Raw genomic sequence first — 10885 nt, 5'->3', positions numbered from 1 at the left:
GTAGGCGCGGTGAACGGGCGTCAAGAGGGGTGCGGGGGCCGGTGATTGTCACGGTACGTGATCCGACCCGGTCCGGGCAAGTGGTCTACACCACGCGGCGAATTACAGAAAGGAAAAACGGCTTGATAGGGGCAGACAAAGCAAGATGGCTGACGGAGATTCAGCGGCTCTGACCTCGTGAAATGAGCGCCGGGGAATGCAGGTTGAAGGGCGACCAATTCGCCTACCCGATTCCCTTTCAAAATGGGTTGGGTAGGCGAATTGGTGAGCCGGAGTCAGTTCCAGTCGTCGCCCCCGGGCTTGGCGCCGTCCTCGGTGATGACGATGCCCCGGCCGTCCCACAGGGCGTCGTCCAGGTCGTCCCGGTGGGGGACGACCGTGCGGCAGTAGTGGCAGGTCTCGCCGTCGGCCAGGTCGACGGTGCGGCCGGTGCAGGTCGGGCACTCCCCGCGTTCGAGGACCGGGCCGCGCCCCGCGGCGCAGGCCGGGCAGGAGTGGCCGGCCTTGTCGTCGCGGACCCAGCCCGCGACGTCCACGAGCTGCTCGAAGTCGAGCACGTCCTGGGCGAGGGTCGGCCGGTGGTCGAGGCCGGGTGCGGCGGTGGGGTCAGCCACGGGTTCGAGGTAGATGGCCAGGCAGTCGGTGCGGTCGCAGGTGATGGCGTCGCGGATCATCCGGGTTCCTTCCGGGTCAGCTTGCTTGTTTCCTGGGGTGCAGGTTTCCAAGGGTCCTTGGATCCTTGGAAACCTTCTGCGAGAGGCGCTGTGGGTCAGGTGCCGAGGTGGCGGCGTCCGGCCTCGTACTGCCGGCGGACGGTGCTCTGTCGCTCGGGGTCGTCGTGGAGCGCGGTGGCGATGCGGCGCCAGGACAGGCCGTGGACGTCGCGGAGGTGGACGACCTGGACGGCCGCGCGGCGCTCCAGGAGCCGGGCCAGGGCGGTGGTGTGCATGGCGGCCTGGAGGGCCGCGTCAGCCTCCGTGGCGGGGTTCTGGGGGCCCTCGTCCTGGCCGAGGGCTTCGAGTGCGTAGGCGAGCTGGTCGCCCTCCACCGCGCGCGCCAGGAAGCCCCGGGGGTCGTCCTCGCGGGGCTCCCAGGTGATCTCGGCCCGGTTCCCGGCGGTCTTGGTCACGGTCACGGACATGACGGGTTCCTCCCCTGTAGGCGGTGTGCGCGTTGCGCACAGGAAGACTGTCGCACGGGGTGTGCGCAACGCGCAAGGGGGCCGTCAGAGTCGGGGCGGGTGCTTCTCCACCCAGGCTTCAATGGCCTGGGCAACGGCATCCTTGAGCTTCACCTCATGCACCGCCAGAGCCAGCGTGAGTTTCCGGCGCAGGGGCGTCGGAATGGTGGTGGTGATGGCAACTTCATCCGTCTTGTTGTTCACCGGGGCTTTCGGCGGACGGGTGGGAAGCTGACGTTCTTCGGAGACTTCTTCATAGGCGGGCATCAGGCGGGTTCCTTCATTACGGTCTGGATGCGGTCGCGGCTCCATTTGTAAACGTCTCGGAACAGCGTTGCCATTTGACGTTCCTCGGATCCGAGTTCTGCGAGCGGGCGCGCGTTCTCGGTGGCCTTTTTGAATGAGACCAACTCGGGAAGACGAGTCGGGCACATTCCTTCCTTGCCCACGATCTTTTCCATCTCTTCGGCGCGCTGGCGGTGGAGAGTGAGGTTCGAGCGGTACCGGCTGACGACCATTCCCGCGATTTCGAGTTTCGGATTGAGAGTGTCACGGTCCGCGATCACCCTTTCCTTTACCCGGCGCGCGGCCTGTACGGCCTCGTATTCGCCCTCACATGGGATGAGAAGAACATCGCTCGCGGTCCACGCGAGGTCCGTGAGGTGGCACAGCAGCCGGGGCGGGCAGTCGATGAGGACCAGGTCGAAGTCCTCGGCCACACCCGCGAGCGCGCGCAGCAGCCGGCGCTCGCTCGCGGCCTGGGCGGCGCTGCGGACGACCAGCTCCAGGTCGAGGTGGGACGGCGCGATGCGGATGCGCTCGCCGTAGATGCCGCCGTACCCGCAGGGGACGAGGATCCGTTGGATCTCGCCGACGGCGGGGCGCTCCAGGACGTGGGCGAGGCTGGCACGCAAGTGCTCGTCGGGGTCGGGGCTGATCTGGGCGCGCAGGCGCCGGGTGAGGCTGGCCTGGGGGTCCATGTCGATGGCGAGGACGCGCTGGCCGGCCTCGGCCGCGGCAACGGCCAGGCCGTGAGAGAGGGCGGTCTTGCCGACGCCGCCCTTGTGATTGGCGATGGCGACGTGGGGTGGGAGGGCTGTCATGCGGGCCTGCTTCCGGGGGTGGAAGTGGGGGTTCGTCAGGCCAGACAGTGGCAGCAAGCATCCAAGGGTTCAAGTTCCCAAGGTTCCTGGGCGAGGTTGCCCCACAACTTGCCCTACAAGTTGCTTTTCAAGTTGCCCTACAAGTTGCTCTACAGGTTGCCCTACAAGTTGCCCCCAGGTCGGGCGCGGTGAGTCGTGGTCAAGGGGTCTGACCTGCATGTCAAGGGGTCTGGGCGGGCCGCGCCGGGCGCCGACTACTTCTCTACGACACCCCCTGGAGCTGGAGAAGTCCGACCTGTGAAAGGGATCCGTCGGCCTTGGGATGAGGAGAGGTTCCGTTCCGGGTCCTCTTTGGAGTCCCGTTTGGGGTCCCCTTTCGGGTCCCGTTTCGGGTGCCGTTTGGGGTTCCCCAGACCTGTCGGCAGGCTCGGCGCGGACAAGGGGTCTGACCTGGGAGACAAGGGGTCTCCGGGCGGTGGGCCGGGGCGCCGACAACTTCTCTACAGAGGGGTCTGAGCGAAGCCGGACCCGTGCCGACGTCCGCAGCGGCCCCCGGAGAGGACTTGCCCAGGGTGGTGGGCAAGCCTCCCGAGAGGCTGGGCAAGCCTCCCCCTGCCGTGGGCAAGCCCAGGCTTGCCCAGGCCCCGGGGGAAGGCCGGCGGGCGGGCGCGAGGGTTGCACCGGAGGGGGGCTGCACGGGTGCGTGCACAGGTGCTCTAGGCGGGGGACCGGGGGTTGGACCGTGAGTGGGACCCCCGGTTTCGGCGGTCGGTCCGTTCCCGCAGATCACCCCGCCTGGGCAAGCCCCTTCCGCGCGACGACACCTCTTTGTACGCGTCAGCCGGACAAAGAGGTGGGTGTCTGCGAGGGCCGGGCGGCGGGCGCCGGACGTGCCGCGGGCCCCGCCCGATCCCGGACGAGGCCCGCTCTTGGTTGTTACGGAGTGTGGTCGCCTACTGGGTAGTGGGTACTGGGTAGTGGGTACTGGGGGCCCGCTGTAGAGCGGGTTTCCGTCCCCCGCGATCACCCGGGCCCGTCCTGCTGGGTAGTGGGGAGAGCCCCACTACCCACTACCCGGTAGCTGTGCGTGGTCAGGCGTAGTCGCGGTGGACGTAGCAGGAGTGGGGGCCGTTGTCCCGGTAGACCAGTTCGTCGCACGCGCGCAGCGCGGTCCGGACGGTCTTGCGGTCGAGGCCGATGGCCTCGGCGATGGCGCCCACCTTCATGCCGTCGGCGCCGCTCGCGCGGATCGCGTCGATGGCCTGGGGGAGCCAGGCCGGTCCGGCCGGCTTCTGCTCCTCGGTCGGCTCGGGCTGCTCCTGGCGGGGCGCCGGGCGGTCCGCCTCGGTCGCCTCGGGGATCTTGTCGAGGGCGGCCAGGAGGTTGGACAGGTCCGCGTCCGTCAGCGGGCGCTCGTCCTGGGGCTGCGGCTGCTGCTCCTGCTTCGGGGCCTGTGCGGCCTCGCTGCCGTCCACCGGCCGCGAGGGCAGGTTGAGCGTGCGCCGGTACTCGATCTTCCCGCGCGTGCTGGTGCCCGCCGGGGAACTCTCGGTTTCCGTCGCCCCGATGGAGCTGATAAGCCGGGTGATGTTCTCAGGGGACCACCTTTCGATATAGGCGTCTCCGGCCGCATCCGCCGCAGACTTTTCGAGCTGGGAACGGAATTGGCTCGTGCGGATAGCAATCTCGCGGTGCAGGCTCGAATCAGTGAGAAACGTCCGCATCGCGGTCGGGTAAATCTCGGTGTCCGGGTCGCCGGTAACCGCGCCGATAACTCCGGAACCCTTCGAGCGGAGCTGTCGGGCGTCGATTCCCTTTACGCTCCCGAACAGTTTTGCCACGGAGGCACCCTCGGAGTCGGTAGCCGTGAGAGCGACGCGAACGGGCGAGTACTTGCGGATGGCGCTGTCTCCGAGGCTGGAGACGTTGCCGTCCGTCGCCGTGAGGATGAGCCGGATGCCCATGGCGCGCAGGGTGCGGATGACCGCCACGATCTTCGTGCGCACGCGGTTGCGTACGGGGTCGCGGCCCTCGTAGGCGAGCATCTCGGCGCCCTCATCGATGATGCAGAAGATCATCGGCTGCTGTGCGGTGACGTGCAGCAGCTTGGTGTTGGCCGCGTCGGCCAGGCGCCGCTCGCCGATCGCCAGCAGGGCGTCCAGCATGGTCTCGGCCTCGGCCAGGGTGGTGGCCATCCAGTCGATGACGGGCCGGGTGTCCTTGGGCGGGCGCGGGGTGCCCGCGGGCGGGTCGATGTGGCCGGCGGCCTCAAGCCAGGGGCGGTTCCAGTGCTTGAAGTCGGCGCACCGCTTGCCCACGTCCATGGCCATCACGATCACGTCGGTGCAGCGCGCGAACGAGGCGACGATGCCGTCCAGGAGCGTGGTCTTGGCGCTGCCGGGCGGGCCGATGATGAGCGCGCAGGCCTCGCGCAGGTGCAGTTCGACGGGGTGGCCGGAGCGGTCGACGGCCCACGGCACGGGGCCGTTGACGCTGAGCGGCGTCCCGGCTTCCTCGATCGGGTAGCGCGTGGTGAGGGCGGACATGTCGTGGGTGTCGATGTCCAGGATCATGTGGCCCTGCTTCCCGGCGCGCTCGATCCGGACGAGGCAGCCGGTAGGCAGGCGCGCGGCTTCGGCCAGGGCCTGGGCGTATCCGGCGATGCGGTCGGAGGTGATGCCGATGGGCAGGCTGATCTCCATGGCGAACCCCGAGCCGTTGGGGCGCCGGGTGAACCCGCCTCCGAACTCGACGGGCACGCGGGTGACCTGCTGGATGAGCGCCATCCAGGCGTCGATGGTCTTCCAGTCGGCGCGTGCGATCTCGGCCTCGGCCATGGCGGCCTGCAAGGCGCGGGCGGCGTCGTCGGCGGCTTCCTCGCGGACCTCGGCGGCGTACGCGGCTCCGCCGATGCCCACCGTGATGGCGGCCAGGGCGGCCAGCGCGGTCCATGCCTGCTGCCCGGTCCACTCGGCGGGGTCGGAGGCGATGACGACGGAGGTCCAGCCGGAGGACAGCAGCCACCCGGCGGCGCGGGTGGCGAGGCTGAAGCGGCCCAGGCGCTTACGGAGGCCGGCGCCGATGCCGTGCGCGGCGGCTCCGACCACGCCGACCGCGAGCGGCCAGCCGGACGGCATGTGGGTGAGCGCTCCGGTGCTGGCCACCGCCATGGACGTGGTCGCCATCGCGAGCGGTCCGGAGACGGGCCCGTGGCGGGCAGCCCAGTCCAGAGCCAGGTGGGCGCGGTGGTCAGCGGCGGTCTTCCGGGCCATGAGGACTCCCTCGATCGGTGGTTGGGGTGGTGCGGGACGGGCGGGCGCGCGGGGGCGCGCCCGCCGGGTGGTGCGAGAGGAGGTCTCACTCCTCGTTGCGGCTGACGTCCCACAGCTCCTCGGCCGTACGCCCGTCGGTGTGGCGGGCGATGTCCGCCTCGTGGTGGGTGTGGAACAGCTCGCCCACGGCCTCGGCCGCGTCCACGCAGGAGACGAGCTGCTTGTGGAGGTCGCTGAGCGCGTCGTTGACGGCCGGGTGCAGCGGCATGTTGTCGGGCGAGCACTGGGCGGCCACGGTCGCGAACGTCTCCGCGATGGCGGCCATGGCCTCGGGAAGGGTCTCGATCTGGGCCAGGACCTGCATCATCCCGCCGGGCTCGGCGCTCTGGGCCTGGGTGAGCATGTCGGCCGCGGCGTCGCGGAAGTCGAATCCCTGAGTCATGTCTGCCTCCGTCGTGCTGGTGGTGGGTTCGACCGCGCCGGCGCGGCGGGGTCGGTCAACGTCTCCGGGCCGGGGGCGCTCCATCTCCGCCCGGTCGGCCTCGGCCTGCTCGTGGTCCTGGTACGCGGCGATGTCCCGCTCCACCCGGGCCTGGGTGGCCGCCCGGGTGAGCCCGCGCCACACCGCCCGGCCCCAGCGCGGCGGCTGGAACCGGAGCAGCTTGGCCAGCGGCCACAGGGCCATGGCCAGCACCCCGAGCGGGGTAGCGGCCAGCGCGGCGAGCGCGCGCCGGGCCTGGAACCGGGCCGCGCTGCGCCGCAGGGCGTTGCGCCGTGCCCGGGTGCGGGCGCGCTCTTCGAGACGTCGCTGGGCCTGGGCGCGCCAGCGGTCGCGGATCTGGTCCCGGGCCTGCCGGTAGGCGGCGCGGCGGCGGGCGAGGAACCCGCGCGGTTCGCGCCCCGGGGTGCTCGTGCTCCTGGGCGTGCTGCTCCCGCCGACCTTCGGCGCGGTGGTGGCGGGCGCGGTGGTGTTCCGGCGGCGGGCGCGGGCCAGGGTCTGGGCCGCAGCGCCGCGCCCGGCCCTCCACATGCGCCCAACGGCCCCGCCGCGCCCGCCAGATGCGCTCTGGGCGCCCTGGCGGCCGGAGTTGGGCGCGCGGTGCCTACCGCCTGCTGCTGTGCCCTTGGAGAGGGACAGGCGGCTCCGCCCGGTGCCCGCCCCGGAGTTCTGCTGCTGGGCGCGGCGCTGCTGGCGGGCGTCGCGGCGCCCGTCGGCCAACTGGCGGCGTGCGGCGGTCTTCTGGGCACCCGCTGCGGTCCGCCCGACGTGGGCGGTCTGAGCGGCGCTCTGACGGCGTGCCTGGCGCACCGCAGCGGCGTGCTGGGCGGCACGTGCCCCGAGGCCAGCCCCGGAGCGGCCAGCGCGCGGGGAAGCCGCCCCCGAGCCGGAGCCGGACCGACCGCCGGAGCCGGAGCGCCGGAGGCCGGCACCGGCGGAGCGCAGCGCGGACGCGGGCGCCGGGCGGGCACCCGGGCGCTGGGTGGGAACGCCGCCTGCCCGACGGGGCGTCCCGGCCCGACCGCCCGCCAGGCGCGGGGCCCGGGCCACCGCGACCACGGCGGGCACCAGGGCGAGCGCTCCGGCCAGCAGCAGGGCGGCTCCTCCCCCGGCGGCCAGGCCCGTGGCGGAGACGGTGGCGATCGTGCCCGTGGTGCCCACGGTCACCGCCGGGATGACCGGCAGACCGCCCGGCGTGCTGACCTCCTCCGCGGCCGGGGCCGACTCGGGAGCGGTCGGCGTAGGGGCGGTGGCCGTAGCGTCCGGGCCGTGCTGTGTCATCGGAGCGATTCCGGACTCGCTTGGCGCGGCGGGGGTTTGTGCCTGGGCTTCTGGAGTCGTCATGCTGTACGCACCTCCTGATTGCCTGACAGGGATTCAGTGGGGGTGGTCCCGGCGGGGGGTAGTCCCGCCGGGACCGGTCATTGGTGGGGTGGATGTGGCGAGGGTAGGGGCCGGAGCGGACACCCGCCCCGGAATTGCAGATCAGCGGCTTGCAGGCGCCGACACCGGGCGGGATGCGGCCGGTTCGGGCCACACCGTGACGACCTGGCCCCGGTAGTTCTCCAGAGCGCGCCGCAGCGGGCTGTTCTCCGGCGCGGTGTTGGGGTCCAGGACCACGACCGTGGTCCGCCCCTCGTCGTACTCGCTCACCGGTAGAACCCCGTCCCGTCCCCGTCGCGCGGCACGGCCGGCCCCTTCGAGGTCGCCGCGGCCTTCTTCGCCTCGCGAACGTACCGGTCCACGCTGGCCATGTTCGGCCTCTCCCCGAGTACGCCCGCCAGGCGCTGGGCGATGTCGTCCACGTCCGTGATGCCCATCGCGTACAGGGCGTGCACTCCGACCCGCAGGTTCGACGGCGGACGCTGCTCCGGCACCCGCTCGCCGGGCTCCGGCTCCGGGTAGCCGTCCTCCGCCTCCGCGTCGTCCTGCTCCGGACGCTCCGGGGTCGCGCTCCGGAAGACCGGAACGTGTTCCGGCGTCCTGAGCTGCGCGGATACCGGGACTTCCGGAGCTTCCGGAACGTTCCGACGGATGCCGGAAGGCCGGTAGGACTCCACCTGCTCCAGGACCTGGCGGGACGGGAAGCCCGCGTCCATCGCGGCCTGCATCGAGGCGTCGGCCTCGGCGGAGGCGGCGTGCCAGGCGGGGCCGTAGCCCTGGGCGGAGGCGATCTCGCGGGCCCGGAGCTGGTCGGCGACCGCCCGGCGCAGTTCCTCTGCGTCCGGCTCGGGCTCGACGTCGATGACGTCCTGGGCGCGGCTGGCGCGGGTCACCTCGTGGGTGGCGCCGGGGCCGTACAGGTGCTCAATGGCCAGGCGATGCGCTGCGGCGTTGGCCCGGGAGCGGGCGACGCGGCGGTCGACTCCGGCGATGGCCAGCTCGGCGGCGGCGGCGTCCTGCTCCGCCGCGACCCACCCGGCGGCGTGCGGGGACAGGTCACGGTGGACGTACCCGAGGACGCCCAGCCACAGCAGCTTGGCCACCAGGGAGACGGCCGCGCCGCAGATCGCGAGGCCGATGTCGTCCTGGGCGATGCCGTCACCGGCGATGGCGCCCATCGTGAAGACCAGCAGCAGCCACCCCAGCACGCGGGCCCGCTTGCGGCGCTGCTTGTCGTAGCGGCCCAGGTACTCCATCAGTAGCACCACGACCCACGAGGCGTCGAACACGGCCGCGGCGGCGTAGCCGACCCCGCCGTGCAGCAGGTTCCCGATGCTCACCGTGGACCACACGATCGAGGCCAGCGTCAGCGCGCCGGTCACGGCCAGGGCGGCGGCCAGGGCCCGCTGCTCCCAGTCGATCGGGATGCGCGGCGCGGCCGGCGCGGGAACGTCCTCGGAGATGTGGTGCGTCTTCCCGTGCATCGTGACCGGGACCAGGCGCTTCGTCGCCGTACGGCGACCGATACGATCCATCACAGGATCGCCCTCCTATGTACGTAGGTGGGTGGTCTCAGGCCTCGGCGACAGGTGTGTCCAGCACCCTGCCGGGGCCGCCCTCGTTTCCGGGGGCAGGACTACTGTGACACGAGTTGAACGGTCCGTGCAAGCACTGCACGGACCGTTCTTTATGGGATAGGCTCTCCTTGTGACCAACGACGACCGCGTGCTGCGAGAAGAACAGCAGGCTGCCGCCCTCCGGGAAGTGGCCGACTTGGGAAGGCGCCGCGCTGAGCTGCTAAGGCAGGCCGACGAGCTGCTCAAGCCCCTCGGGGCCGCGGCCGTCAACGCCGTGCGAGTCGGCTCCCCCCGCCGGCGGACCCAGGACCTGGCGCAGGTCAGCCCTGGGGTGTTCTACGGCTGGTTGCAAGAGGCCGGGATCGAGGTCCGGCCCAAGCGCCAGGCGAGCCGGAAGGGGGCCGGGTGATCGAAGGCTCAGACCCCCTTGACCACCTAGGAATCGAAGCCGGTCAAGGGGTTGTCCACCTGCGAAGGAAAACCCGCGGCGGAGCTGTCCGGTACAGGGCGTAGGCTCACCGCTACTTGATCCCAGAAATGGCGAGGACCCCACGGGGTCATTGGTGTTCCAGCACCTATCCCGAAGGGCCTCGCCTGAGTCGATAGCTCGCTGTCGAGTGTAGGGGAGATTTCTCCCCCACCACCACAGCAGCGGGCTACTGCATTGTCAGGAAGGCCCCATACATGCAGAAGCGTCCCACCCCCGCAGACGAGGGTGACGCCACACCACAGCAGCCTCCATCAACCACGTTCGGCGTACTTGAGCCGATCGCCGGGATGCGCGCCGGGTGGTACTACAACCCCATCGACCGCGCGATCATGCACAGCCCCGCCCGGGGCGGCCAGCCGCACGTGATCGGCTTCGTGCCGAAGGTCGTCGGCCTGGTCACGGCCCGGTCCGAGGACGGCAAGCACAACGGCATCCGCTACCTCATCGACACGATCGAGGGACCCCGCATCGTCAGCGAGGACGAGCTGGACACCGGGACCTGGGCAGGGAAGATCGGTGTGCAGAAGCCGTCCGGCCGTGACGCCGTGCAGGCGTTCGCCACGATGATCCGCAAGCAGTCGCTCGATACCCCCGAGGTCCCCTCCCGCGTCTCCCGCTCCGCTGACGGGGCGCTGGTGATGCCGGAGGCCAACGCCCAGGACATCGGCTACCGGGTCACCTGCGGCGAGGAAGACGCCGCCCGCGACTTCTGGGCGATGGCCGGCTACTTCGGCCACGGCCACGGGCCCACCGCCCTCGTGCTCGGCGCCGCGTTCGCCGCGCCGCTCCTGGAAGTCCTGGGCCTGCCCGCCTGCATCCTGAACCTCGTGGGCGAGGGCCAGTGCGGCAAGTCCACCACCCAGGTTGTCCAGGCCTGCCTGTACGGCTCGATCCGCGGCGACGTCCAGCAGCTCTTCCGGGGCTGGGACACCTCGAAGCAGGGTCTGCCCCAGGTCCTGCGTGAGGTCCGGTTCCTGCCCATCTTCCGTGAGGAGTTCTCGAGCCTGGCCCTGAACCTGGCGGCGGCGGAGCAGCTGCTGTCCGTCGTGGTCGCGGGCGCCACCCGCACCACGGGCGGCAAGGACGGCACCGTGATGCCGGGCAACGGCCGCTTCCATTCCCTGCTGGGATCCAGCTCCAACCGGCCGCTACGGCGCCCTGGGCAGACGGAGGACCTGGCCAGCCGCCTGTACGAGGTCACCGGGCCGTTCTGGCAGAACGTGTTCGTCAACGCCGACGGCCAGGTCGTGGAGCCCAGCGCGGAGGCTGAGCACCTGTCGCAGTGGCTCAAGCGCCAGGCCGCGGACTTCGCCGGCTGGCCGTTCGAGTGGGCGATCGGGGCCGGGGTGTACTCGGCGGAGTCCCTGGCCAAGTGGCGGCG

The 10885-nt window shown here is 71.3% G+C and carries 10 protein-coding genes; 2 read left to right on the top strand and 8 right to left on the bottom strand.

The features are described 5' to 3' along the window. Positions 1 to 275: 275 nt before the first annotated feature. From AB0C99_RS38850 to AB0C99_RS38815, 8 genes are all read right to left on the bottom strand, one after another. Positions 276 to 674 carry a hypothetical protein gene (locus tag AB0C99_RS38850; protein WP_362485118.1) on the bottom strand — a complete coding sequence of 133 codons (399 nt, stop codon included), beginning with the start codon at positions 672 to 674 and terminating at the stop codon, positions 276 to 278. Between the two features lie 95 nt (positions 675 to 769). Next, positions 770 to 1141 carry a hypothetical protein gene (locus tag AB0C99_RS38845; protein WP_362485116.1) on the bottom strand — a complete coding sequence of 124 codons (372 nt, stop codon included), beginning with the start codon at positions 1139 to 1141 and terminating at the stop codon, positions 770 to 772. Between the two features lie 84 nt (positions 1142 to 1225). Continuing rightward, positions 1226 to 1447: a hypothetical protein gene (locus AB0C99_RS38840; protein ID WP_121833696.1), complete on the bottom strand. Its 222-nt coding sequence runs from the start codon at positions 1445 to 1447 to the stop codon at positions 1226 to 1228. Beyond that, positions 1447 to 2283, bottom strand: a complete 837-nt coding sequence (locus AB0C99_RS38835; RefSeq protein ID WP_362485114.1) for a ParA family protein — start codon at positions 2281 to 2283, stop codon at positions 1447 to 1449. The genes AB0C99_RS38840 and AB0C99_RS38835 overlap by 1 nt, the downstream gene beginning before the upstream one ends. Positions 2284 to 3374: 1091 nt before the next feature. Then, entirely contained in the window at positions 3375 to 5555 is a 2181-nt protein-coding gene (locus tag AB0C99_RS38830; protein WP_362485112.1) for a hypothetical protein, read from the bottom strand. 85 nt (positions 5556 to 5640) lie between these two features. Next, positions 5641 to 7335 (bottom strand): hypothetical protein, encoded by a 1695-nt coding sequence (locus AB0C99_RS38825; RefSeq protein WP_362485111.1) that lies wholly within the window; start codon positions 7333 to 7335, stop codon positions 5641 to 5643. A 204-nt stretch (positions 7336 to 7539) separates the two neighbouring features. After that, positions 7540 to 7707 (bottom strand): hypothetical protein, encoded by a 168-nt coding sequence (locus tag AB0C99_RS38820; protein WP_362485109.1) that lies wholly within the window; start codon positions 7705 to 7707, stop codon positions 7540 to 7542. Beyond that, the gene (locus AB0C99_RS38815) at positions 7704 to 8972 is read right to left on the bottom strand and encodes a hypothetical protein (protein WP_362485107.1); all 1269 of its coding nucleotides are present in this window, start codon (positions 8970 to 8972) and stop codon (positions 7704 to 7706) included. Before AB0C99_RS38815 ends, AB0C99_RS38820 begins: the two co-directional genes overlap by 4 nt. Before the next feature lie 172 nt (positions 8973 to 9144). On the opposite strand from AB0C99_RS38815, the gene AB0C99_RS38810 reads away from it, so the two are divergent. Together AB0C99_RS38810 and AB0C99_RS38805 are read left to right on the top strand one after the other, a co-directional pair. Then, a complete protein-coding gene (locus AB0C99_RS38810; RefSeq protein ID WP_362485105.1) occupies positions 9145 to 9423 on the top strand; it encodes a hypothetical protein in 279 nt (92 codons plus the stop codon). Positions 9424 to 9698: 275 nt separating this feature from the next. Beyond that, a partial coding sequence (locus tag AB0C99_RS38805) for a DUF927 domain-containing protein (RefSeq protein ID WP_362485104.1) occupies positions 9699 to 10885 on the top strand: 1187 nt, incomplete at its 3' end.

Source organism: Streptomyces sp. NPDC048659, assembly GCF_040650575.1.
In the GTDB taxonomy this organism is placed as follows: domain Bacteria; phylum Actinomycetota; class Actinomycetes; order Streptomycetales; family Streptomycetaceae; genus Streptomyces.
The sequence above is the reverse complement of the archived record's forward strand: the minus strand, read 5'-3'. Positions and strand labels throughout refer to the sequence as shown.